The organism is Sphingopyxis sp. (assembly GCF_965279725.1).
Taxonomy (GTDB): Bacteria; Pseudomonadota; Alphaproteobacteria; order Sphingomonadales; family Sphingomonadaceae; genus Sphingopyxis.
The window spans coordinates 1,251,026-1,276,048 of record NZ_CBDIIL010000003.1 but is presented as its reverse complement, the minus strand read 5'-3'; the positions used below and the strand labels follow the sequence as shown (position 1 = coordinate 1,276,048).

Below are 25,023 nucleotides of genomic sequence, written 5' to 3'. Positions count from 1 at the left end.
CGGCGGATAAAAATCGGCACACCGTGTCGTTCCGGCAACACATGCGCCAACCGCTTGTCGCGCCCGCCGCGCGCCGCTAGGCAGCGGGCGAAAGGATCGCGCGGATGAGCAAGGCAATGGGCGAAACGCTGGGGCGATTGGAAGCGATCATCCACGACCGCCTCGCCGCGGGAGAGGCCGAGGCGTCTTACGTTGCAAGCCTCGCGGCCAAGGGCCGCGGCAAGATCGCGCAAAAGCTCGGCGAAGAAGCCGTCGAGGCGGTGATCGCTGCGGTCAGCGAGGACGATCCGGCGCTGATTGGCGAGGCGAGCGACCTTGTCTTCCACCTCTCGATCCTGCTCGCCGACCGTGGCCTGACGTGGGACATGATCGCCGCCGAACTGGATCGCCGCCACGGCATCTCGGGCCACACCGAAAAAGCCGCACGACCGCAATAGGAGCCACCATGCCGATCGACGCGACCCTCCCCTATGACGACAGCAACATCTTCGCGCGCATTCTGCGCGGCGAACTGCCGTCGAAGACGGTCTATGAGGACGAACATGCGCTCGCGTTTCACGACATCAACCCGCAGGCGCCGCTCCACATCCTCGTGATCCCCAAAGGCTCCTATGTCAGCTGGGACGATTTTTCCGAACGCGGCAGCGACGCCGAAATCGCGGGCTTTGTCCGTGCGGTGGGCCAAGTCGCACGCGACGCCGGCCTCGTCGCCCCCGGCTATCGCCTGCTCGCCAACGTCGGGCATGACGGGCATCAGGAGGTTCCCCACCTCCACGTCCATATCTTTGCGGGGCTAAAGCTCGGGCCGATGCTGGCGCGGTAAACGACGCCCGCACCGCTCATTTTTTCAGCGCATTGCCTTTCAGGAGACGGCCCGCGATCGGCGCGCGGTCGGGCGCCGACAAAGTCACCGCATCGCCGTCGATCGCCAGCGTCGTGCAGCGCTCGTCGCGAAAATCGCGCGGTTGTTCGACAACGCACAGCTTGCCGTCGAGCTGGACCATCCATTTGATCGGCACCGGCGCCCCGTCACCTCGTTTCGCGAGACCAGAACCCTTGCGCATAAAGTAGAGAGTGCTGTCGGTCTTCGCTCCCCGGTCGGCTGCCTTTAGCAAGATGCTATGACCGACCAGCGCGTCGGCCTTCTTCCTGCTCGCGATCTCGGCTGCGGGCGACAGGTTTCGGGCATCGCCCTTCACAAGCAGCGCGTGCACGGGTCCGTATTTTTCATAATGCATGGTGATTAAATCGCCGGCGATGGAAACCGTGGAACAGGAAACCTCCTTCCACCCGCCGCCGCTGAAGCATAGCTGGTCCGCCGGTCCCCGGATCGACCATTTTTCGTCGGGCAGAAGCGCCCAATTGTTGAAATAGGGCTGGTCATTGTGCGCCCTACGGGCCTTGCCATCGGCCATCAGATAATGAGCTCGATGCGCGTCGGCGCTGCCATAACCGATGGCCAGAATCGTATTGCCGACCAGTGCCTCGATCGCGGCGCGCCCGGCAAGCCGATCCCCGGACCGCGCCGACGGGTCGAGGTTCCAGGCATCGCCTTCCAGAACCCGGCCCGGCCACACCGGCCCGCTGGCCGGTGTCAGCGTCGCCGTCAAGCCATCGATCGACAGCCAGCCGCAATCGCCATCCCAAAGCTTCGTCCCGACATCGGTCACGCAGAATTGCCCGCTCGAAGTCGTCATCCACCGGATCGGCCGCGGTTCGCCCGCGCCATCCGGCCCACGCGTGGCGGCTTTTCCCGTGCCATCCAGGCGAAGGAAAACACCCTTCTCTTCACCGGGCCGATCGGGCTTGGCGTAAACCAGCGTATGCCCGATCAGCGGACGAAACGCGGCCCAGTCGGCCTGTGGCTGCTCCGGCTCCCCGGCCCGCGCCGCGAGGCTTCCCATCTGCGCAAATCCCAGCAGGATCGCCGCCATCGCCCTCATTCGGATTTTCATGATCACCCTCGTTCGTCGCACTTCCCGGCTTCCGGCCCTGATAGCATCGGCGGCCTCCCTCATCACGCGGAGAGATTTTTCCATCCGTCTATGACGACGATCACAGCATTTTCCCGAACCGCGACTAACCGTGTGCTATGCGCGGCGACGGGTGGACTCTTGCCCCTGTTTCCAGCAGGATAGATGTTCGGGCCAGAACGGGGAGAAGACCTAATGAAAACGGGATGGCGCGAGCTGGCTACATGGCTGACCAGCAAGGCGAAATTGGCGCTGATCATCCCGCTCGGCCTCGCGATGGCGGCGACCGCCGCCGACACCGTGCCACAGGTGACGCTCGCGACCCCCGGCAGCTCAGGCACCGGCGACGGCACGATCACCCGCTTCACCCTGCGCTTTTCCGAAGACATGGTCCCGCTCGGCGATCCCCGCGCCCCGGCCCCCGCGACGAACGACTGCAAGCTCCCCGCAACCGGCCGCTGGGTCGACACCCGCACCTGGGTGCTTGAATTCGACAAAGCGCTGCCCGGCGGGCTCGCCTGCCATGTCGAGCTGCGCGAAGGGCTGAAAACCGCGCGCGGTGTGACCGTCGTCGGCAACGACCGCTTTGCGCTCGACACCGGCGGCCCGTCGGCGCGCGCCGTGCTGGCGGGCGGCATCTATGACGGGATCGAGGAGAACCAGATTTTCCTCGTCGCCACCAACGTCGCCGCCGACCGCGCCTCGGTCGGCCGCTTTGGCTATTGCGCCGTCGATGGTATCGGCGAGAAAATCCCGCTCGACGTCCTGCCGCGGGAGACCGCGACCGAAATCCTGACCGGGCTCGGCGAGAATAATTGGTCGCGCCAGTCCTTCACCGCCGACGCGGGCCTGCCCCAGCGCTTCCCCGCCGCGGGTGCCGACCGCGAGGCCGCGCTCGACCGCATCGTCCCCGTCAAATGCCGCCGCCCGCTGCCGCCCGGCCGCGAGATGGCCCTGGTCTGGGATGCGCGTATTGCGCAAGCCGGCGTCCCCGGCCGCACCGCCGGCCGCGACCAGCGCTTCGACCACGACGTCCGCCCCGCCTTCACCGCCAAAATGTCGTGCAGCCGCATCAACCCGCAGGCGGGCTGCAACCCGATCAAGGATGTGACGCTCAGCTTCGCTTCGCCGGTGTCGCGCGAAACGATCCTCGCCGCGACGCTCAACACCGCCGACGGCAAGAAGCTGACCCCGAAGATCGACGACGACGACAAGAATGACAGCTGGCTGACGACCGTCCGCTTCACCGGCCCGCTGCCGCAGAATGTCGACGCGACGCTCGTCCTGCCCGCCGATGTCACCGACCAGAGCGGCCGCAAGCTGCAGAACCAGTCGAACTTCCCGCTGAAATTCCACCTCGATCGCGCCCCGCCTTTGGTCAAATTCGCCGCAGAATTCGGCATCCTCGAAGCCGGCGAGGGCGGCGTCCTGCCCGTCACCGTGCGCGGGGTCGAAAGCTCGCTGGTCCAGGCAAACCTCAAGATGCCCGCGACCGCGCTCAAGGTCGGCGATGACGACGTGGCGATCGCGCGCTGGCTGAAACGCGTCGATGACGCCGACGACACCGACTATCGTGAGGAAAAGGACCGCACCGGCAAAGAGGTCACGGTCAATTACACTGGCACCAAATCTGTGTTCGCCGATGCGCCGTCAGGCGGCGAACGCCGCGACCTGCAGATCGCTCCGCCCGCGGGCGGCAAGGAATTCGAGGTCGTCGGCATCCCGCTGACCGAAAAGGGTTTCCATGTCGTCGAGATCGCCAGTCCCGAACTGGGCGCCGCGCTGCTCGGCCGCAAGACGACGCGCTATGTCGCGACCGCCGCGCTCGTCACCAACATGGCAGTGCATTTCAAATGGGGCCGCGAGGCCTCGCTGGCCTGGGTGACGTCGCTCGACACCGGCCTGCCCGTCGCGGGCGCCGAAATCCGCGTGTCGGACAGCTGCACCGGGCGCCTGCTCGCGCGCGGCACCGCCGACAAGGCCGGCCGCCTGTCGTTCCAAAGCGGCCTGCCCCAGCCCGAAACCTATTCAAGCTGCGAAGAAACCCCCGACCCGACCAAAAGCGAAGGCCATGCGCTGATGGTCTCGGCGCGGTCGGGTGACGATTTCAGCTTCACCCTGACCGACTGGGGCAGCGGCATCCGTCCCTATGATTTCGACCTCCCCTATGGCTGGTCGGAACGCGAAGATATTCTCCACACCGTGTTCGACCGTTCGCTCGTCAAGGCGGGTGAGGCGGTCCATATGAAGCATATCCTGCGCCGCCCGGTCGGCACCGGGTTCAAGACCCCCGAACCGCTGGCGGGCAAGCTGCGCCTCGTCCACCGCGGGTCGGACACCGAATTCGAAATGCCGTTCGCGATTTCGACGACCGGTAGCGGCGAAACGGTATGGAATGTCCCCGCCTCGGCGCCGATGGGCGATTATGAACTGGTGTTCGTCACCAAGGACAAGGATGGCGAGGACAAGACGATCTGGTCCGGCCAGTCGATCAAGGTCGATGAATATCGCCTGCCGACGATGAAGGCGACGGTCTCCGGGCCCAAGACATCGCCGGTGCGCCCGACGGCGGTGCCGCTATCCTTCTTCGTCGGCTATCTCTCGGGCGGTCCCGCGCCGAATCTGCCGGTCGAAATTCGCACCAATTTCCGCTCCAGCTGGTCGCCGCCCGAGGATTATCGCGACTGGGATTTCGACGGCCAGCCGGTCAAGGAAGGCGTCGTCCAGCTCGACGACAGCGGCGACGAACCCGCCGCCGACCTACCGCTCGCGCGCTCGGTGCCGCTCAAACTCGACGCCAATGGCGCTGCCACGACCAGCGTCGCGGTCGACCAGCCGATCACCGAACCGACGCTGATGGCGGTCGAAATGGATTATGAGGATGCCAACGGCGAAACGCTGACGTCGAGCCGCCGCATCACGCTCTATCCCTCCGCCGTTCGCCTCGGGCTCAAGACCGACGGCTGGCTGATGCGCGACAACGACCTCAAGCTCAATTTCATCGCGCTCGACCTCGACGGCAAGCCGATCAGCGGCAAGCGTGTTCAAGTCGCGCTCTACAACCGCGAGATCATTACCGCGCGGCGCCGCCTGATCGGCGGCTTCTATGCCTATGACAATCAGATGCGGACGACGAAACTGCCCGCAAACTGCACGGCGACGACCGACAAGCTCGGCCGCGCCAGCTGCGCGATGGCGCCTGGTGTGTCGGGCGAGGTCACCGTGGTCGCGACCGCGCAAGATGCCGATGGCAACGAAGCGCGCGCCGTCCGGTCGGTCTGGCTCGCGGGCGATGACGAATGGTGGTTTGGCGGCGACAATGGCGACCGCATGGACGTCATCGCCGAAAAGCCGCGCTATGCCGCCGGCGACACCGCCAGCTTCCAGGTCCGCATGCCGTTCCGCGAAGCAACCGCGCTCGTCACCGTCGAACGCGAAGGCGTCCTGTCCAGCTTCGTCGTGCCTTTGAAAGGCACCAACCCCGTCGTGAAGGTCAAGCTGCCCGCGACCTACGCCCCCGACGTCTATGTCTCGGTCATGGCGGTGCGCGGCCGCGTGACGGGCGATGAAAGCTGGTTCCGCAAGATGAAACGCGCGGTCGGCTTCAAGATCGAGAATAGCGAAGGCGCGCCGCCAACGGCTTTGGTCGATCTCGCCAAGCCCAGCTACCGCATGGGCATCGCGCGCATCAAGGTCGGCTGGGAAGGCCATCAGCTCGCCGTCAAGGTCAAGGCCGACAAGGAGAAATATTCGGTCCGCGAAACCGCCAAGGCCAGCATCGAAGTCAAGACCCCGAACGGCAAGGCGCCCGCCAACGCCGACGTGACCTTTGTCGCGGTCGACGAGGCGCTGCTCCAGCTTTCTCCCAACGAAAGCTGGGCCTTGATCGATGCGATGATGGGCCAGCGTACGCTCGACGTGCTCACCTCGACCGCCCAGATGCAGGTCGTTGGTAAAAGGCATTACGGCCGCAAGGCGCTCGAACCCGGCGGCGGCGGCGGCGGCGATCTGTCGGGGCTGACCCGCGAGGATTTCCGCCCTGTGCTGCTGTGGAAAGGCAATGTGCCGCTCGACAGCAAGGGCCGCGCGACGGTCGACGTGCCACTGTCCGACAATCTGTCGGGCTTCCGCCTCGTCGCCATCGCGACCGACGGGTCGCAATATTTCGGCACCGGCGAGACCAGCATTCGCACCGTACAGGATCTCGGCATCTTTGCCGGCATGCCCGAACTGGTGCGCACCGGCGACACCTATGATGCGCGCTTCACGCTGCGCAACGGCACCGATCAGCCGATGGAGGTCACCGCGACCCCGACGCTGTCACCCGCCGTCGCGACCGCGCCGCCGCTGACCGTCACCATCCCGGCGGGCGGTGCCGTGCCGATCAGCTGGTCGATGACCGCGCCCGAGGCGACCGGCCCGATCGAATGGACGGTCGAGGCGGTCGCCAAGGGCGGCAAGCAGCGCGACCGGCTGGTCTTTGCGCAGACCGTCGAACCGGCGGTGCCGGTGGAAACTTGGGCCGCCAGCCTGTTCCGCGTCGGCCCGAACACGACGCTGCCGATCGCCATCCCGGCGGGCGCACTGCCCGGCGGCTATGTCGATGTCGCGCTCGCAGGCACGCTCGCACCGCCCTTGTCGGGGGTGCGCGACTATATGGGCGCCTATCCGTACAACTGCTTCGAACAGTCGACCTCCCGCGCGATCGCGCTCGGCGATCTCGGGCGCTGGCAGGCACTCGCCGGCGCGATGCCGACCTATCTCGATAACGACGGCCTGCTGCGCTACTGGCCCAATGAGCGGATGGAAGGGTCGATCGAGCTCACCGCCTATGTGCTGAGCGTGACCGCCGCGAACGGCTTCGCGATCCCCGAGGCGTCGAAGGCCAAAATGGTCAAGGCGCTGCAAGCGGTCGTCGAGGGGCGCCTCACCCGCAAGGGTTACGGCCCCTGGGACATCCGCCCCGTCCGCATCGCCGCCCTTGCGGCGCTTGCGCGCAACAATGCGTCGAGTCCGCAGCTCGTGGCAGCGATCGACGTCGCGCCGATCGACATGGCCACCGGCACCCTCGCCGACTGGCTCGTCGCGATCGAACGTACGCCGAGCGTGCGCAACGCTCCGGCGCTGCGCAACGCGGCCGAGGCCGAACTGCGCAAACGCCTCGTTTACGAAGGCACCCGCCTCGACCTCGTCGACGATGCGAAAGCACCCTGGTGGATGATGACCAGCGGTGACGAAATGGCGATCAAAGCGCTCGAAGCTGTACTCGGCCGCAAGGGCTGGGAGGATGACGCAGGCAAGCTGATGGTCGGCGTCGCGCAGCGTCAACGCAAAGGCCATTGGGACACCACCCCCGCCAATGCGTGGGGCGCGGTCACCGTCCGCCGCTTTGCCGAGCTCTATCCGGCGAATGCGATCACCGGCGTCACCAATATCGGCCTTGCCGGTGGGACTGCCTCGCAAAGCTGGCCGCTGCCGGCCGAGCCGGTCTCACCGCTTCGCGTCGCGCTCGCCGCGGCGACGATGAGCCTGAGCCACGAAGGCACCGGCACGCCATGGGCCACGGTCAGCGTCAAGGCCGCCGTCCCGCTCAAGGAGCCGCTCAACGCAGGTTACCGGATCAAGCGTTCGGTCAGCATCGTCAAGGCGGCGAACAAGGACCGGCTGACGCGCGGCGACGTGATCAAGGTGCGGATCGAGGTCGTTGCGGCCGCAGGCCGGACGTGGGTTGTGATCAACGACCCCATCGCGCCCGGCGCAACGATCGTCGGCAACCTTGGCGGCCAGTCCGAAATGCTCGCCGATCAGGCCAGCGGATCGGGCGCACAGCCGAGCTATGTCGAACGCGGCAAGGACAGCTGGCGCGGCTATTTCGGCTGGATGCCCGCGGGCACCCATGCGGTGGAATATGTCGTGCGGCTCAACGGCTCGGGCAAATTCAACATGCCGCAAACGCGGGTCGAGGCGATGTATTCGCCCGCGATCCGCGGCCAATGGCCCAACGCCCCGCTGACGGTCGCGAGCGTGGGGCAGTGAAGCGCCGCTAAGCCCCTCTCTTTCAGGGGAGGGGCAGTGAGACTTGGTCCGGCGCAGCCGGGCCTTTAGTTGAGCGGGGTGGGGGCCATCGGCCTTGCACCACGCCGATAGCCCCCACCCCAACCCCTCCCCTGAAGGGGAGGGGCTTATGTGAGTAGCCAACATCAATCCGACGCTCGACAAAAGGATTGCAATCGCCCGCAAACGCCGCTGGCGCGACGCCCTCGCGTGGCTCGCCCTCGCCCTGCTCATCCTCACCACTGCCGCGCATCTCCTCACCCGCCCGCCTCCCATGCCCGCCTTCGCCGCCGTCCGCGCCGACTGGCAGCCCAGCGAAGCCTGGCTCTACGACCGCGACGGCCAGTTGCTCGACAGCGAGCGCGTCAATTTCGAACGCCGCCGCCTCGCCTGGGTGCCGCTGAAGGACATCAGCCCCGCCGTCCGCACCGCCGTCGTGCAAAGCGAGGATCGCCGCTTCTGGTCGCACGGGGGTGTCGACTGGCTCGCGGTCGCCAGCGCGGCCCGCGCGCGCCTGCCGATAATGGGGGGGACCGGCGACCGCTCGCGCGGCGCTTCGACGCTCGCGATGCAACTCGCCGCTTTTCTCGACCCCAGCCTCGCGCAGCCCGGCAAGCGCGACTGGCGAACCAAGCTGCGCCAGATGCGCGCCGGACAAGCCCTCGCAGCAAACTGGTCGCATAACGAAATGCTCGAGGCCTATTTCAACCTCGTGCCATTGCGCGGCGAAGCACAGGGAATCGGCGCCGGGTCGCGCGCGCTCTTCGGCAAACGACCCGCCGACATGACCCGCAGCGACGCCGCGCTGTTCGCCGGGCTGCTCCCCAACCCCGCCGCGGGCGCCGAAGCGCTCGGCCGCCGTGCCTGCCGGGTAGCGCAAGCCAAAGACTGCACCGCGATCCGCGCCGCCGCCGCAACGCTCGTCTCGGGCGACCGCACCGCACAGCTCGACCCCGCGCTCGCGCCGCACCTCGCGGTCCGCCTGCTCGACAAACCCGGCAAGCGCGTCACCACCACCATCGACCGCCGCATCCAGACCGCGGCGATCGTCGCGCTACGCCGCCAGCTCGCCGGACTCGGCTCCGATCGCGTCCGCGACGGCGCGGTCGTCGTGCTCGACAATGCCACCGGCGAGGTGCTCGCCTATGTCGGCGGCGTCGGCCTCAAATCGACCGCCGCGTCGGTCGACGGCGCCAATGCGCGGCGGCAGGCCGGATCGACGCTCAAGCCGCATCTTTATGCGCAGGTGATCGAGCATGGCTGGCTCACCGCCGCCTCGATCCTCGACGACAGCCCGGTCCAGCTCGACACCGCCTCGGGCCTCTATGTCCCCAAAAACTACGACCACAGCTTCAAAGGGCCGGTCAGCGTCCGCCATGCGCTCGCCTCCTCGCTCAACGTTCCCGCCGTCCGCACCCTCCTTATCGACGATGTCCAGCAATTCCGCGACCGCCTCTGGGCGCTCGGCTATCACGGCCTTGTCGAGGACGGCGAATATTACGGCTTCAGCCTTGCCCTTGGCTCCGCCGAAGTTTCGCTCGTCGAACAAGCTAACGCCTTCAGAACATTGGCAAATATGGGGAATTGGTCACCTGTCACCTACATCGCTACGCGGCACCTTCGCCAACATCCGCCGCGTACCATCGTCAACCCCGCCGCCGCCTTCATCGTCGGCGACATCCTCGCCGATGCCTCCGCCCGCACCGACGCCTTCGGCGCCGACAGCGCGCTCCGCCTCCCCTTCTGGGCCGCCGCCAAGACCGGCACGTCGAAAGGCATGCGCGACAATTGGTGCATCGGCTGGTCCGATCGCTTCACCGTCGCGGTGTGGGTCGGCAATCTCGAGGGCGATTCGATGCGCGCCGTCTCGGGCACCTCGGGCGCCGCACCCGTGTGGCGCGACGTCATGCTCGCGCTCCACGCGGGCAACCCCGGCAAGCCGCCGACGATGCCCGACGGCGTCGAAGCGCGGCAGATCGCCCTCCCCGGCACCCGCGAACCGCCGCGCCGCGAATATTTCCTCCGCGGCACGGCGCAGACCGAAATGGCGGCAGCGCCCCAAGCCGCGCGCCGCCCGCGCATAACCAGCCCGATCAGCGGCAGCGTCTATGCGCTCGACCCCGACATCCCGATCGACCGCCAGCGGCTGGCGGTGACCGTCAGCGGTTCGGTCGCCGGCTATCGCTTGATCCTCGACAAGAAACCGCTCGGCGACGCCGACGCGGGGCAACAGATCTTGCCGCGGCCGGGCAGCCATATGCTGGCGCTCGTCGATCCGGGCGGGCGGATGATCGACCGGGTGCGCTTTACCGTACGGTAAGCCGCATTAATCCCTATCAAATGCGGGTCGCCCCCCTGAAATTAAGTTGCGCTGACGCGCGGAGCGGCTAGTCTGCCCCGCCATGAGACGGGCGGCAGTTCAGCCGCTGCCAAGGGGAAGATTATGCTATTTGACCGCGTAAAGTCGTTGGATGCCATTTTGGCGACAGCGGAAAAAAAGTCGCTTACGCGCACGCTCGGGGCTTTCCAGCTGACAATGCTGGGTATCGGCGCCGTGATCGGGACCGGAATTTTCGTGCTGACCGCCGAAGCCGCGCAAAAAGCAGGCCCCGGCATGATGGTCAGCTTCATCATCGCCGGTTTCGTCTGCGCCTTTGCCGCGCTCTGCTACGCCGAAATGGCCTCGATGGTCCCCGTGTCGGGTTCGGCTTACACCTATAGCTATGCCGTTATGGGCGAACTGATCGCGTGGATGGTCGGCTGGGCGCTGATCCTCGAATATGCCGTCGCCGCGGGCGCCGTTTCGGTCGGCTGGTCGGGCTATGTCGTGGGTTTGATCGAGCATAGTTTCGGCATAGATATACCGGCGAAATTCGTGCTCGGGCCGTTCGACGGCGGCTTGATCAACTTGCCGGCGATGTTCATCGCCGGGCTGGTCACCATGCTCCTCGTCATCGGCACACGCGAATCCGCAACGATCAACGCGTTTCTCGTCGTCATCAAGGTCGCCGCGTTGACGCTCTTCATCGTCCTCGCCGTTCCGGTGATGAACATGGAGAATTTCGAGCCGTTCGCACCGCTCGGCTTTGCCGGTATCGGCGCGGCTGCCGCATCGATCTTCTTCGCCTATGTCGGTTTTGACGCGGTTTCGACCGCGGCCGAGGAAACCAAAAATCCGCAGCGTAACATGCCGATCGGCCTGATCGGCAGCCTTGCCATCTGCACCATCTTCTACCTGCTCGTCGCCGCTGGCGTCATCGGCTCGGTCGGCGCGCAGCCGGTTGGTATCGATGCCGCCGCCAAACATGCGCTCGAACCCGGCAGCCGCGAACTCGCCGCCGCCTGTAGCGCGATTGGCGATCAGGCCGTGGTCTGCTCGAAGGAAGCCCTCGCCTGGACGATGCGTGAAATCGGTTGGCCGCAGGTCGGCAATCTGATCGGCCTCGCCGCCGGTCTCGCGCTGCCGTCGGTCATCCTGATGATGATGTTCGGCCAGACCCGCATCTTCTTCGTCATGAGCCGCGACGGCCTGCTGCCGAAAGCCTTCTCGAAGATCCACCCGAAGTTCAACACGCCGCACGTGATCACGATCATCACCGGCATCGCGGTCGCGCTGTTCGCCGCCTTCTTCCCTGTCGGGCAGCTGGCGAACATCTCGAACTCGGGAACATTGTTCGCCTTTGCCGCCGTGTCGATCGCGGTGATGGTCATTCGCAAGACCGACCCGACCCGCCATCGCCCGTTCCGGACCCCACTGGTCAATATTACGGCGCCGATCGCGATCCTCGGTTGCGCCTATCTTTTCTACAACCTCGACCAGAAGAGCATCAATCTCTTCCTGATCTGGGCCGCCATCGGCCTGGTTGTCTACTTCGCCTACAGCCGCTCGCGCAGCCATGTGGGCCAAGGGCATATCGAAGTGCATGAAGACGATGCCGATGCCCCGCCGCCGCCGGTCCCGCCGGCACCGTCGTTCAACTGACGGTTCGAACGATCAAAGGGAAAGGGGGCTTCGGCCCCCTTTCTTTTGGCAAGTCGCGGCCGGAGAGTGCGGCGGATTTCGACCGATTTGCGGACACCCCACCCTAGAAGAGGAACATTCAAAACCGACCGGACGTGGGCATCTCAATCCTCGTCACCCTGAACTTGTCAGGGTCCATGGTCTGCCGCTTCCTTCGACGCAGCGTTTGATCAGAGCTTGGGCCGTGGATGCTGAAACAAGTTCAGCATGACGAAGTTTAACGGGCTGTTAGCCGCCGTTCGGCAGCCGCAAACCGACACAGCCGTCAGAACGGACTTTTCGGCGCGGTTCCCGGCCGGGTGAACAGCTTGCCGCGCTCGGCCCAAAAGACCAGCGCCAGCCCCACGACGGCGCTGATCAGGAAGGCGTAGGCCAGCGGCAGCGTCGATCCGTCATATTGCTGACCGATCGTCGCGCCTACGGTCGCCGCGAGCAAGGTTTTGGCAAAGCTTTGGTACGACGAGGCGACCCCGGCCATATGACCGAAATCCTCCATCGCGATCGAGCCGAAGTTGCTGCCGATGAAGCCAACCAAGCCAACGTTGACCATCATCAACGCGGTAAACATCCACAGCGTCTCGACGCCGCTCAGCGCCGCGACGATCTGCAGGATCGAGGTCGCCATGAAAGCGAAGACCGCCGCCTGCGACACGCGCCGCGCGCCGAAGCGTTCGACGATCGCCGCGTTGGAGAAATTGGCGATCGCGATCCCGATCGCCACACAGGCGAAAATCAGCGGGAACAGCGTCTGCGCGCCGAACACCTCGGCGATGATCTGCTCGCTGCTGTTGAGATAGCCGAACAGGGCACCCTGCATCATGCCCGACGCGATCATATAGCCCGCGGCGCGTCGATGTCGCGTCACCGTCGCCCAGCCGCCCACCATCGTCCGCCAGTCCAGCGGTCGGACATCGGCGGGATCAAGCGTTTCGGGCAGGCGGCGCAGCCACAGGATCATCACGACCCCCATCACCGCGAGCACGAGGAATATCCAGCGCCAGCCGGCGATAGCCGCGACCCCCGCGCCAATCGTCGGCGCTATGATAGGAACGATCATGAATACCAGGAAGATCAGCGACAGCCGCTTCGCCATCGCGTCGCCGGAAAACAGGTCACGGATCACCGCCACCACGATGACACCGAGCGCCGCGCTGACCATGCCATGGCCGAAACGCAGCGCGAGCAGCATCGGAAAACTTGTCGCCAGCCCGCAACCGATGGAAAAGACAGTATAAGCGACCAGAGCCGGGACGAGCACGCCCTTGCGTCCGAAACGATCGGCGAGCGGTCCATAGACGAGGGAACCAAGCGCGGTGCCGAGTAGATAGGTCGAAATGACATATTGCCGGTTGTTCGCCACGTGCACGCCCAGCGCATCGCCGATGGCGGGTAGCGCGGGCAACATCGCGTCGATAGCGAGCGCATTGAGCGCCATGACCATCGCCATCATGAACACCATTTCGCGGTCGCCCGGCAGGCTCCGCTGGGGGGACTGGGCCGGTTTGTGCATTGCAGCAGCCTATGCCCCCAAGCCACTGCTTTGAACAGCCCCCAAGGCAAAGAGCATTGCTATGCAAAGCAAAAGGGCCGCCCCCGCCCGAGAAGCGGGAGGAGGCGGCCCTTCGCTATGACGATCGTGGCGACTCAGCCCTGGCGGGTACCGGTCATCGCCATCGAACCGAATGCACCGGCCTTGATCGTGCCGGTCAGTGCGTCGCCGTCGATCGTCGCTTCGCATTCGAGCGCCATTGGCATCGGCACCTTCATGTTCATCGTCCAGGTCAGTTTGTTACCATCGACCTTGCCGTTCTCGACGTCGAGCGATCCCATGGCACCGGCGTTCTGGCCGCTGAAGCTGCCGCCATCGCTGGTCACGGTGAACACCGACTTCTGGTCGCCCATCGGCGATTTGGTAATGCAATCATAGCTGCCATCTACAGACATCGAAGCTCTCCTTACTGAAACTTGTGTTAGTTATTGAGGGTCACCGTTTCCACCGGCAAACCCAATCCGTCAAGCTGCGGTTTTACGACCGCGGCATCCCCGACGATGACATAGACAAGATCGTCGGTGCTGAGCACTTTACGCGCCGCAGCGTCAATTTCGGCGGCCGTCATCGCTTCATAGGTCGCGGGCAGCGTCTCGTAATAATTGTCGGGGCGGCCGAACTTGACGATCTGCCGGAGCCCGCCGAGCACGTCGCCCGACGTTTCAAAGCTGCCCGGCAGTTCGCGAACGCTGCCGTTGATCGTCCGCTCCAGCTCGTCCTTCGTCACCCCCTTGTCGCCAAGGAAACTTTTCAGATCGATTTGCAATTCCTTGATCGAATCGCCCGTGCGGTCGGCCTGCACCGGCGCCACCGCGACCCAGTTCAGCCGGTCCTTGTCGCCCGAAATACGGCTGCGCACACCATAGGACCAGCCCTTGGTCTCGCGCAAATTGGTGTTGAAGCGCGACAGGAAATTGCCCCCGAAAATATCATTGGCCGAGCGCAGCACCTCCAGCTCGTCACCGCCCTTGGCGTCGATCACCTTGCCCGCCATGATCACCGACTGCGGCGATTTGGGCCGGTCGAACAGCAGGATGCGGGGCTTCGGAGCCGGGATCGCGATGTCGAAATTCTTGACCGGTTTCGCCGTCTTCGGCGCTTTCCACTGACCCAGCGTCGCGTCGAGCTGCTTCTTCACCTCGGCCAGCGTGGTGTCGCCGACGACAAAAATGCTGGCGTTATCGGGACGTATCCACGCCGAATGAAACGCGGCGAGCTGACCCTGCGTCGCCGCCGTCACCGACGCCGCATTGCCCAGACCCGACGGCGGGATGCCATAGGGATGGTCGGCGCCGTACAGCACGGGGGTCATCAGGCGCGAGGCGATCGCGTTCGGGTTGTTGAGTTCGGCCTTCAGCCGATTGAGCTGCTGCGCGCGGACGCGCTCCAGTTCCTTGGCATCGAAGGCAGGATTGCGGATATAGTCGGCAAGCAAACCCAGCGAGGCGCTGAGATTGGGTTTCAGCGCAAACAGGCTGAACACCGTCTCGTCGGCGTTCGCGGATCCATCGATCTGCGCGCCCAGCCGTTCCTTCGCCTCGGCAAAGGCAATCGAATCGAGGCTGGTGGTGCCTTCATCCATCAGGCTGAGCATCAGCGACTGCGTACCGAGCGCGCTGTGCGGATCGGCGGCATAGCCCGCGTCGAAGCTGACCGCGACATTGACCGTCGGCACCGTTGTACGGCGCGCGAAAATGACCTCGATCCCGTTTTTCAGCTTGGTACGCTCAATCGCGGGGAAATCGAGCGCGGTTAGGTCGGCGACCGCGGGCAATTGCGACCGGTCAGCGATCGACGCGGCGGCGCCGATTCCGGTATCGGGGCCGATATCGCCGAGCGCCGGGTTCCAGTAGCGGTCGGGCGCCACCGCTTCGGTCATCTTGCCGGCGGTCACCGCGCCGCCGCGATTTTCGCCACCCTCGGTGCGTTCGCCCGGGGTGTAGGTTAGCGAAAAGGCGGGCCGCGACAGCCATTTATTGGCGACCGCCTTGACCTGTTCGGGGGTGGCCTTGGCCATCCGGTCGAGCTCGACCTTGTAATAGCCGGGATCGTTCGAATAGAGCGCGCCCTCGGCCAGTGCGACCGCCTTGCCCCCAAAGCCGCCGACCGATTCGAGACCCGAAATCGCACCCGCCAGATAGCTGGCAGCTGATCGTTGCAGTTCGTCGGCGGTGGGGCCGCTCGCCACGAAAGCGGCGATCTCTTCATCGAGCCGCTTGCCGACCAGCGCTGGGTCGACCCCGTCCTTGACGTCGGCCTGGATCAGCAGGATGCCGGCGTCTTCGAACGACTGCGCAAAAGCGGCGACGCTGACCGCGACCGGATCCTTGCGGACCAACGCATTGTCGAGCCGCGACGACGACAGGCCGCCGAGCACCGCCATCGCCATCTGCAACGGCACCGCGTCGGCGTCGTTCAAGCCGGGGATTGACCACATGCGATAGATGCGGGTTGTCGGCACGAGGTCCTTGACCTCTTTCGCCAGCGGCGCGGGCAGCGTCGGCACCGACACCTTGGGTGCGGTGATCGCGGGACCCCGCGGGATGTCACCAAACCATTGCTGTACCTTCGTCTTCGCGGTCGCGACATCGACATCGCCCGCGAGCACCAACACCGCATTGTTCGGACCGTAATTGTCGCTGAACCACTTCTTCACATCGTCCAGGCTCGCCGTATTGAGGTCGCCCATCGAACCGATCGTGCTGTGATGATAGGGGTGGCCGGTCGGGAAGAGATTCTCGAAAATCTCGTAGCGCAGCAGACCATAGGGATTGTTGTCGCCCTGGCGCTTTTCATTCTGGACGACGCCGCGCTGGTTATCGAGCTTTTCCTGCGTCACCGCGCCGAGCAGATGCCCCATGCGGTCGCTTTCGAGGAACAGTGCGCGGTCCAGCGCACCGGTCGGCACGGTCTCGAAATAATTGGTGCGGTCGACGTTGGTCGTCCCGTTGCTGTCGGTCGCGCCGACTTGTTGCAGCGGCTCGAAAAAGTCGCCGGGGGAATTTTCCGACCCGTTGAACATCAGATGTTCGAACAGATGGGCAAAACCGGTTTTGCCCTTGGGCTCATGCTTCGACCCGACGCGGTACCACACCGACACCGCTACGACGGGAGCTTTGCGATCCTCATGCACGATCACGCGCAGGCCGTTGTCGAGCGTGAAGGCTTCGTAAGGAATATCGACCGCCTTCACCAGATCGGCGATGGGCGCCGGGGCGGCTTGCTTGGTCTTCGCCAGCACGGGACCGGCAGCAACAAGCGAAGTGGTAACCGCCAAAGCAAGGGCGAAACGATGGAAACGGGGCATGGACATCCTCTTGGATTACGGACGCAGGCGTGGTGCACCTGCGCGCGACCGCGTGCCGGACGGCACTGTGTCAACGGTTTAGGACGGCAATCTTCGGCTTTCAAGGCCGATAGAAGCGCGCCCCGCTGGCTTTCAGTGCCGCCGGATCGAACAGCACCGGTTTGAGCTGGTGACGCACGAATAAAGGCGCCTGATCATTATAGTGCGGGCTTGCGGGCCGTGTCGTCGCCGAACCGAATGGCTGGATCGATTCCGACCGGACCTGACCCTGCTTGTCCCACGTCACGAACATGACGAAGCTGTCGCCGTGGCGCACCTTCAACCGGCCGTCGGGTTCGGCATCCCACAGCGTCGAGGCGCGCACCGTATCGTTGCCGCCGTCGAGCGGCAGATCGATCCGATAGGCACCTTCGCCGTGACGCAGCCGCAGCACCGTGCCGAGCTTGGGATCGAGGCCACCGAAGTGCTTTTGCAGATGGGTCACCGTTTCTTTCAGCACCGTGCGCGGGTCGGGGTCGGCGCGGCGCTGATAATGGCTGCCGTTCGCGGGGCGAAGCACCATCAGTGCCAGCGCATCGCCCTTCCCTTTGCCGTCGAGGTTCCAGTCCCAGCGGCGCAGCAGGTTCTGCGCCTGGACCAGCGCCGGATCGTCCTTGACGTCGAGCGCGAGCAGCCGGTCCATCCAGACTTTTGCATAACCCGATTTTGCATAGCTGGTGTCATATTTGATCGCCTTCAGCCGCGCCTCGTCGATCTGCCCCGACGCCTCGAACAATTCGATCAGCCGTGTCGAGCGGTTGGTGATGTCGTCTTCGACCCCGAGCAATGGCGAGAAGGCGGCGGCGTCGAGCTCGTCGCCCGGTCCCGCCGCGACCCACGGCGTGTTGTTGGCGTTCATCAGATAGCCCGATCGCGGATTGACCAGCGCGGGCACCCGGTCGAACGGCAGCGTCTTCGTCCACAGATCGGCCGAGGTGTCGCCGGGCAGCACCCCGCGCCAGTTGAACCCCGGCTGACGGTCGGGGAACATCGCGTTATAGAACATCCCGATATTGCCCTTGGCATCGGCATAGATGAAATTGGTCGCGGGCACGCCCTGTCCCGCCATCGCGCCGCGCCATTCGGCGAAGCTCTTCGCCTTGTTCAACCGATAATATTGGGTGACCATATTCGCCTGGTCGATCCCGGCGTAGCGGATCGCGAACGCGCCCTTATCGTTCTTCACCACCGGGCCATGGACCGACCGATAGATGGTGCGCGGTATCGGCAGCACGAACGGACCGAACTTGACCTTCAGCCACACGCGCTTTTCCTCAAGCGGGCGCCACTCGCCGTCGAAGCGATATTTCTCGCCGGTGTCGTCGAGCGTCAGCTTGTACACGTCGATCAGGTCGGGCCGGTTGACGGTGTTGGTCCAGCCCAGATATTTATTATGCCCGAGGAAGGGATAGGGTGATCCGGGAAAGTTCGCCCCCGCAAAATCCCAGCCCTCTTGCGAATGGACGACCAGTTCGTACCAGGCGACGCCGCCGGTCCACGGCTGGTGCGAGTTGGACACGAGCCGCGTCGCGCCATCGGTCGACCGCGAAGGCGCCACCGCCATGCCGTTCGACCCGTTCGACGCCGGATCGCTGCCGAGCGGGGTATCGGCGCGCGGAATGATCTTGCCCGTCGCGTCGAGCGCCGGGCCGCCTTCGCGATATTGTTCCTTGCCCTCGACCAGCTTGCCCAGCACCGAATCGAGCCCGAAGAAAAAGGGCGAGCGCAGGATGAAACCCGCGACGACATCTTCACCAGTCACCGGAAACAGCCCCGACAGGCGCACCTCATCGGGATGCTTGTCGGCATAATGGTTGAGCCCGGCGGCATAAGCAGTGAACAGCGCCTTCACATCAGCGGGCAACCGCGGCCAGTCGCGCGCCGTCGTCGCGCGCACATCGAGCAATGCCTCGGCATAGTCGATCTTGGCGCCATCTTCGCCCAGCATCGCCCCGGCGCGGCCGCGCGTCATCGCGACGACTTCCTGCAGCGTCGAAAAATCATCCTCGGCATGGGCATAAGCCACGCCATAAGCGACGTCGGCGTCGGTCTTGCCAAAGATGTGCGGCACCCCGAACTTGTCGCGCGCGATTCGCACGTCGACGGGTTTGAAAGCGGGTGCAGCGGGCGCCTCAGCGGTGAGTGGCTCCCAGAATGCCAGCGAGACCGCGGTGACAACCAGCAACAGCAGAAACCCCAGCAAAATCCGTCGCAGCATCTCTGGTCCTTTTTACGTCCCTGCCCCCGCGCGACCGTGTGTGGCGGCCATGTCGTCCGATGGCAAGCACCTGTCGTTCGTCGAGCCGAATTTGCGATACGCTGCCGCCCGGTTATGCAGGGTAACAGATTTGCCATCGGGGAATATTCACATGCGTACCAAAAGCTTGCTTCTCGCCGCCTGCCTGTCGTTCACGCTTTCGCCATCCACATCCGCGCAAACCGTGTCGGGGTCGGGGGTGGTTCCCGCAACGGCGACCAACAGCGCGGAGCGGACGATCGGTTTTGCCGCCAGCGCGCCCGCCGGGGCCGCGCTTGTCGTGTTGATGACCGATGCGACGCTCCCGCCGCTCGACGGCATCGCATTGAACGCTAGCGAACGTCAGGCCGTCACCGCCGCGATCGCGGCGGCGGACTTCGAAGGCAAGGCGGGATCGACGCTGTCGCTACGCGGTATCGGCGCGCATGCGCGCATCCTGCTCGTCGGCACCGGCACCACGCCTACGTCTCTTGCCCTCGCCGAAGCGGGCGGAAAGGCGGCGCAAGAGCTGAAGAGCGAAGCACAGCCGGTGACCATCGCCGGGGCGTTCGGCGACGCGGCGGCGGCCGACGTCGCTTATGGCTTCGCGCTCGGCCAATATCGTTTCGACCGGTACAAGACCGTCGATAAAAAGGCACCACCGACGCGCGCGGTGACCGTTGTCGGCGCCAATCCGGCTAGCGCTCAGGCCGCCTACACCTCACGCTGGAAACCGCTCGCCGATGGTGTCCGCCTATCGCGCGACCTCGCCAACGAGCCTGCGAACGTCATCTATCCCGAAAGCTTTGTCGCCCGGGTACGCGAGGCCTTCGCAGGAACATCTGGGGTCAGCATCGAGGTGCTCGACGAAGCCGCAATGCGCAAGCTGGGCATGGGGACGCTCGTCGGTGTCGGCCAGGGCAGCCCGCGCGGGTCGCGGTTGATGCTCGTGCGCTATCGCGGCGCGAACGCGCCCGCCGCGCCGATGGCGTTTGTGGGTAAGGGCATCACCTTCGATTCGGGCGGCATTTCGCTGAAACCCGGTGCAGGCATGTGGGACATGAAGGGCGATATGTCGGGCGCCGCGTCGGCCATGGGCGCTGCGCTGTCGCTCGCCAAATCGCGTGCGCCGGTGCATATCGTCGCGGTCGCCGCGCTCGCCGAAAATATGCCCGACGGCAACGCCCAGCGCCCCGGCGACGTCACCCGCACCATGTCGGGCAAGACGATCGAGATGCTCAACAGCGACGCCGAAGGCCGCCTCGTGCTCGCCGACGCCAATGAATATGTGGCGCAGGCGTACAAGCCGCGCGCGATCGTCAACATCGCCACGCTGACCGGCGCGATTGTCGGCGCGCTCGACAATCAATATGCCGGGCTGTTCGCGCGCGACGAAAAGCTTGCCGCCGCGCTGCTCGCCGCCGGCACTACCAGCGGCGAGGAATTGTGGCGGATGCCGCTGCACAAAAATTACGCCGAAAAGATCAAGTCGGACATCGCCGACATCCGCAACATCGCGCCGAGCCAGGGTCCCGGCGCCAGCATCGGCGCGCATGTCATCGGCTATTTCGTCGACGAAGCGACACCCTGGGCGCATCTCGACATCGCCGGGGTGAACCAGGCCGACAAGGCGTCGTCGCTGGTTCCGAAGGGGATGACGGGTTTTGGCGTGCGGCTGCTCGATCAGCTGGCACGCAGCGGGGAGTAGTCGCTCTGTTTTCGGTTCGTGTCGAGCCCTTCGACTGCCTTGGCAGGCGCTCAGGATAAACTTCGACCTTTGGTCGAAGTCGAGACACCCTGAAGGCGCGTGCGGCCGACGGGCATCTCGACTTCGCTCGATGCGAACGGCAACGGGGCAGACACCCCTTGTGTTGCCAAATGGCAACACTATCTTGCCGGACAAGAAAGGGGCTTTCCTAGATGAACCTCGAGAAATTTACCGACCGCGCCAAGGGCTTTTTGCAGGCCGCGCAGACGATCGCGATCCGCATGAACCATCAGCGGATTGCGCCCGAACATATCGCCAAGGCGCTGCTCGAAGACAGCGAAGGCATGGCGGCGGGTTTGATCGCGAAGAGCGGCGGCGACGCGCCGCGCGCGGTAGCTGGTATCGATGCGCTGCTCGCCAAGGTTCCTGCCGTGTCAGGATCGGGGGCACAGCAAACGCCGGGGCTCGACAATGACGCGGTGCGCCTGCTCGATCAGGCCGAACAGGTCGCGACCAAGGCAGGCGATGGTTATGTCACCGTCGAGCGGCTGTTGCTGGCGATGGTGCTTTCGGCCACGACGCCAGTCGGCAAAGCCTTCGCTGATGGGGGCGTAACAGCCGATGCGCTCAACAGCGCGATCAACGACCTGCGCGGCGGCCGCGCCGCCGACACCGCCAGCAGCGAAGACCGCTATGACGCGCTCAAAAAATTCGCGCGCGACCTCACCGACGTCGCGCGGGCGGGCAAGCTCGATCCGGTCATCGGCCGCGACGAGGAAATCCGCCGCACGATCCAGATTCTCGCGCGCCGCACCAAGAACAACCCGGTGCTGATCGGCGAACCCGGCGTCGGCAAGACCGCGATCGCCGAAGGGCTGGCGCTGCGCATCGTCAACGGCGACGTTCCCGACAGTTTGAAGGATCGCCGCCTGCTGTCGCTCGACATGGGATCGCTGATCGCGGGCGCCAAATATCGGGGCGAGTTCGAAGAGCGGCTGAAAGGCGTCCTTGACGATGTGAAGGCGGCCGAGGGCGAGATCATCCTGTTCATCGACGAGATGCATACACTCGTCGGCGCGGGCAAGGGTGAGGGCGCCATGGACGCGTCGAACCTGCTCAAGCCCGCGCTCGCGCGCGGCGAACTCCATTGCATCGGCGCGACGACGCTCGACGAATATCGCAAGCATGTCGAAAAAGACCCGGCGCTGCAGCGGCGCTTCCAGCCAGTATTCGTCGGCGAACCGACGGTCGAGGATTCGATCTCCATCCTGCGCGGGCTGAAGGAAAAATACGAGCTGCATCACGGCGTCCGGATCACCGACGCCGCGATCGTCGCCGCGGCGACGCTATCGAACCGCTATATTTCCGACCGCTTTCTGCCCGACAAGGCAATCGACCTGATGGACGAGGCCGCGAGCCGCATCCGCATGGAGGTCGAATCGAAGCCCGAGGAGATCGAGACGCTCGACCGCCGCATCATCCAGATGAAGATCGAGGAATCGGCGCTGTCGAAGGAGACCGACGCGGCGTCGAAAGACCGGCTGAAGACCTTGCAAGCCGACCTCGCCAATCTCGAACAGCAGTCTGCCGAGATTACCCAGAAATGGAAGGCCGAGAAAGACAAGATCCACGCCGAGGCGAAGATCAAGGAAGCGCTCGACGCCGCGCGCTCCGAACTCGACCAGGCCCAGCGCGCCGGCGACCTCGCGAAAGCGGGGGAGCTATCTTACGGCACGATCCCCGGCCTGGAAAAGCAGCTCGCCGACGCCGAAGCCGCGGCTGGCAACGCGATGCTGCGTGAGGAAGTCACCGCCGACGATATCGCCGCGGTGGTCAGCAAATGGACCGGTATCCCTGTCGACCGGATGCTGGCGGGCGAGCGCGAAAAACTGCTCGCGATGGAAGGCACGATCGCCAGGCGGGTGATCGGGCAAGACCATGCCGTCCATGCCGTCTCGACCGCGGTGCGCCGGTCGCGCGCCGGGCTGCAAGACCCCAACCGCCCGCTCGGCAGCTTCCTCTTCCTCGGCCCCACCGGGGTCGGGAAGACCGAGCTGACGAAAGCGCTCGCGCGATTCCTGTTCGACGACGACAATGCGATGGTCCGAATCGACATGTCCGAATTCATGGAAAAGCACAGCGTCGCTCGGCTCGTCGGGGCGCCCCCGGGCTATGTCGGTTATGAAGAGGGCGGCACGCTCACCGAAGCGGTGCGCCGCCGTCCCTATCAGGTCGTGCTGTTCGACGAGGTCGAAAAGGCGCACCCTGACGTCTTCAATATCCTGCTGCAGGTGCTCGACGACGGGCGCTTAACCGACGGGCAGGGGCGCACGGTGGACTTTACCAACACGCTGATCATCCTGACCTCGAACCTGGGAAGCCAGGCGATTGCCGCGCTGCCCGACGACGCGCCGGTCGAACAAGCCGAACCCGCGGTGATGGAGGTTGTGCGCGCGCATTTTCGGCCCGAGTTCCTCAACCGGCTTGACGAGATCATCTTGTTCAACCGGCTCGCGCAGCAGCATATGGGCGGCATCGTCGATATCCAGGTCGCGCGGGTCCAAAAGCTGCTCGCCGACCGCAAGGTCACGCTAGACCTGACTGACGCCGCGCGCGCGTGGCTCGGCCGGGTCGGTTATGATCCGGTGTACGGGGCCCGTCCGCTCAAGCGCGCGGTGCAAAAATATCTGCAGGACCCGCTCGCCGACCTGATCCTGAAAGGCGAAGTGAAGGATGGATCGACGATCAAGGTCGATGAGGGCGACGGGGCGCTCGCGCTAAAGCCCGCGTAGCCACCGCCCCTTCGCATGCTGACGACCGAGGCTGTCAGATCGAGGAGGAACGCGTGTCTTATAGTCGGCCGTGCCGCGGCATCACCGGCTGATGGGCGGCTTACCGCGACGTTCCTCGACGAACCGGTTCATCGAGTCCTGCAGCTCGGCCGTCGACTTGGCCCAATCCGCCTTGGTTTTGCAAACCTTGCGCTTGCGGGCCAGCGATCCCGTTTCGTCGAATCTCTTGCAGATCATCGGCTCGGCAGGTGGTGACGACGGCGGCACTGCCTCGGTACCAGAACCCAGAAGAAGAAACGCCATGAGGAAATGCGACATCGATCAGCTCGCTCTATTGGTGAGATAACAAGCTACAATATTGCCTCAATCTCGTCCATCAATCATCGATACCGGTACCTTCATCAAGCCCATAATCGATCATTTCCTGGAATAGCCCGCGCAGCATATCCCGCTCGGATTCGCAAAGATGGGGGTTCCAGACATCGAAAATCAAAACCACGCGCGGCGCATCGCTGGTGTTCCACGCTTCATGCTCGATCGTATCGTCAAAGACGAACGCCTGCCCCTCTTCCCAGACTCGCGTTTCGGCGCCGACGCGGAACGTACACCCCGGGGGTATGATAAGGGGCAGATGGACGATACCGCGCACGTTCGTGACCCCGGTATGCGGCGGGATATGTGCGCCCGGACGCAGAAGCGAGAAAAAGGCGCTCGGTGAACGGCCGGGAATATCCGACATCGGCAATGTTTCGAGCAAGGCTGCCGTTTGCGGGCAACGCGCACACGCGTCGTTCTGGCGCACCCCATGCTTCCACAAAAAGCGAACGCTCCAGTCGGGCGAGTTGTCGAGCGCCGTCCATTTGTTTTGCGCCGTTCCCGGTTCCTGGCGGACATAGGGTTCCAACCGGTCGCTGTCGGTTGCCAACAGCGTCAGCAGTTCGTCGCGAATGACATTGGTATGCGCCTCAAGCCGTTCGAGCCAGGGAAAGTGGCTGCGATCGAAAAATTCGTCGGCGGGCAAAAAGGGATAATGCAGCCCGTGACATTCGTTGACATAGATGCGACGCCGACCGAGCACAGCGCCGACACAGGCTTCGACGCGTCGCCGCGCCAAAGGGTTTGTTTCGCTGGCACGAAACGCCGTCAGCCGCGGTGAAAGGCTGTTTTCGAGACCTTGGGTGACCCCCCCTATATAGCCACGCGCATGCGCCAGCATCTGATCGAGCGATGCGTTCGCCTGGCCGTTGCCCTCCGCCAGTGCGATGACGCCCGACCACCGGTGCATGGCACCCGCGGTCTCGCCGCGCCTTTCGTGTAGTTCGGCACGGCGTACATTGGCCATAA

The 25,023-nt window shown here is 64.7% G+C and carries 14 protein-coding genes; 7 read left to right on the top strand and 7 right to left on the bottom strand.

Going from position 1 to position 25,023, the window contains the following annotated elements; genetic code table 11:
- Positions 1–104 precede the first annotated feature (104 nt).
- Together ACQY6T_RS15045 and ACQY6T_RS15040 are read left to right on the top strand one after the other, a co-directional pair.
- Positions 105–437: a phosphoribosyl-ATP diphosphatase gene (locus tag ACQY6T_RS15045; RefSeq protein WP_428632033.1), complete on the top strand. Its 333-nt coding sequence runs from the start codon at positions 105–107 to the stop codon at positions 435–437.
- Between the two features lie 8 nt (positions 438–445).
- Positions 446–823 carry a histidine triad nucleotide-binding protein gene (locus tag ACQY6T_RS15040; protein ID WP_428632031.1) on the top strand — a complete coding sequence of 126 codons (378 nt, stop codon included), beginning with the start codon at positions 446–448 and terminating at the stop codon, positions 821–823.
- 16 nt (positions 824–839) lie between these two features.
- Here the strand turns inward: ACQY6T_RS15040 and ACQY6T_RS15035 are convergent, their stop codons facing one another.
- Positions 840–2,039, bottom strand: a complete 1,200-nt coding sequence (locus tag ACQY6T_RS15035) for a hypothetical protein (RefSeq protein WP_428632028.1) — start codon at positions 2,037–2,039, stop codon at positions 840–842.
- A gap of 129 nt (positions 2,040–2,168) precedes the next feature.
- Between ACQY6T_RS15035 and ACQY6T_RS15030 the strand changes: the two genes are divergently transcribed.
- The 3 genes from ACQY6T_RS15030 (at position 2,169) to ACQY6T_RS15020 (ending at position 12,009) form a co-directional block, all read left to right on the top strand.
- Positions 2,169–8,009 carry an alpha-2-macroglobulin family protein gene (locus tag ACQY6T_RS15030; protein ID WP_428632027.1) on the top strand — a complete coding sequence of 1,947 codons (5,841 nt, stop codon included), beginning with the start codon at positions 2,169–2,171 and terminating at the stop codon, positions 8,007–8,009.
- A gap of 292 nt (positions 8,010–8,301) precedes the next feature.
- Complete coding sequence (pbpC, locus tag ACQY6T_RS15025; RefSeq protein ID WP_428632025.1) at positions 8,302–10,347, top strand: penicillin-binding protein 1C; 2,046 nt, start codon at positions 8,302–8,304, stop codon at positions 10,345–10,347.
- Between the two features lie 123 nt (positions 10,348–10,470).
- Entirely contained in the window at positions 10,471–12,009 is a 1,539-nt protein-coding gene (locus ACQY6T_RS15020; protein WP_428632023.1) for an amino acid permease, read from the top strand.
- A gap of 304 nt (positions 12,010–12,313) precedes the next feature.
- Here ACQY6T_RS15020 and ACQY6T_RS15015 read toward each other — a convergent pair whose 3' ends face one another.
- The 4 genes from ACQY6T_RS15015 to ACQY6T_RS15000 form a co-directional block, all read right to left on the bottom strand.
- Entirely contained in the window at positions 12,314–13,558 is a 1,245-nt protein-coding gene (locus tag ACQY6T_RS15015) for a multidrug effflux MFS transporter (protein ID WP_428632021.1), read from the bottom strand.
- Positions 13,559–13,692: 134 nt separating this feature from the next.
- Positions 13,693–13,992, bottom strand: a complete 300-nt coding sequence (locus ACQY6T_RS15010; protein ID WP_428632019.1) for a hypothetical protein — start codon at positions 13,990–13,992, stop codon at positions 13,693–13,695.
- A gap of 26 nt (positions 13,993–14,018) precedes the next feature.
- Entirely contained in the window at positions 14,019–16,904 is a 2,886-nt protein-coding gene (locus ACQY6T_RS15005; protein ID WP_428632017.1) for a M16 family metallopeptidase, read from the bottom strand.
- Positions 16,905–17,004: 100 nt separating this feature from the next.
- Positions 17,005–19,161 carry an acylase gene (locus ACQY6T_RS15000; protein ID WP_428632015.1) on the bottom strand — a complete coding sequence of 719 codons (2,157 nt, stop codon included), beginning with the start codon at positions 19,159–19,161 and terminating at the stop codon, positions 17,005–17,007.
- A 151-nt stretch (positions 19,162–19,312) separates the two neighbouring features.
- On the opposite strand from ACQY6T_RS15000, the gene ACQY6T_RS14995 reads away from it, so the two are divergent.
- Positions 19,313–20,887, top strand: a complete 1,575-nt coding sequence (locus ACQY6T_RS14995; RefSeq protein WP_428632013.1) for a leucyl aminopeptidase — start codon at positions 19,313–19,315, stop codon at positions 20,885–20,887.
- Between the two features lie 212 nt (positions 20,888–21,099).
- Positions 21,100–23,679 (top strand): ATP-dependent chaperone ClpB, encoded by a 2,580-nt coding sequence (gene clpB, locus ACQY6T_RS14990; protein WP_428632011.1) that lies wholly within the window; start codon positions 21,100–21,102, stop codon positions 23,677–23,679.
- A gap of 81 nt (positions 23,680–23,760) precedes the next feature.
- Here clpB and ACQY6T_RS14985 read toward each other — a convergent pair whose 3' ends face one another.
- Positions 23,761–23,997, bottom strand: a complete 237-nt coding sequence (locus ACQY6T_RS14985; RefSeq protein ID WP_428632009.1) for a hypothetical protein — start codon at positions 23,995–23,997, stop codon at positions 23,761–23,763.
- 58 nt (positions 23,998–24,055) lie between these two features.
- Complete coding sequence (locus ACQY6T_RS14980) at positions 24,056–25,021, bottom strand: aspartyl/asparaginyl beta-hydroxylase domain-containing protein (protein ID WP_428632007.1); 966 nt, start codon at positions 25,019–25,021, stop codon at positions 24,056–24,058.
- Between the last annotated feature and the right edge of the window lie 2 nt (positions 25,022–25,023).

Coding starts and splice junctions, on each gene's coding strand:
- ACQY6T_RS15000 (WP_428632015.1), bottom strand. CDS start 19,161: ATGCTGCGACGGATTTTGCTGGGGTTTCTGCTGTTGCTGGTTGTCACC.
- ACQY6T_RS14985 (WP_428632009.1), bottom strand. CDS start 23,997: ATGTCGCATTTCCTCATGGCGTTTCTTCTTCTGGGTTCTGGTACCGAG.
- clpB (WP_428632011.1), top strand. CDS start 21,100: ATGAACCTCGAGAAATTTACCGACCGCGCCAAGGGCTTTTTGCAGGCC.
- ACQY6T_RS15035 (WP_428632028.1), bottom strand. CDS start 2,039: ATGGAAAAATCTCTCCGCGTGATGAGGGAGGCCGCCGATGCTATCAGG.
- pbpC (WP_428632025.1), top strand. CDS start 8,302: ATGCCCGCCTTCGCCGCCGTCCGCGCCGACTGGCAGCCCAGCGAAGCC.
- ACQY6T_RS15030 (WP_428632027.1), top strand. CDS start 2,169: ATGAAAACGGGATGGCGCGAGCTGGCTACATGGCTGACCAGCAAGGCG.
- ACQY6T_RS15015 (WP_428632021.1), bottom strand. CDS start 13,558: ATGCACAAACCGGCCCAGTCCCCCCAGCGGAGCCTGCCGGGCGACCGC.
- ACQY6T_RS15045 (WP_428632033.1), top strand. CDS start 105: ATGAGCAAGGCAATGGGCGAAACGCTGGGGCGATTGGAAGCGATCATC.
- ACQY6T_RS14995 (WP_428632013.1), top strand. CDS start 19,313: ATGCGTACCAAAAGCTTGCTTCTCGCCGCCTGCCTGTCGTTCACGCTT.
- ACQY6T_RS15020 (WP_428632023.1), top strand. CDS start 10,471: ATGCTATTTGACCGCGTAAAGTCGTTGGATGCCATTTTGGCGACAGCG.
- ACQY6T_RS15010 (WP_428632019.1), bottom strand. CDS start 13,992: ATGTCTGTAGATGGCAGCTATGATTGCATTACCAAATCGCCGATGGGC.
- ACQY6T_RS14980 (WP_428632007.1), bottom strand. CDS start 25,021: ATGGCCAATGTACGCCGTGCCGAACTACACGAAAGGCGCGGCGAGACC.
- ACQY6T_RS15040 (WP_428632031.1), top strand. CDS start 446: ATGCCGATCGACGCGACCCTCCCCTATGACGACAGCAACATCTTCGCG.
- ACQY6T_RS15005 (WP_428632017.1), bottom strand. CDS start 16,904: ATGCCCCGTTTCCATCGTTTCGCCCTTGCTTTGGCGGTTACCACTTCG.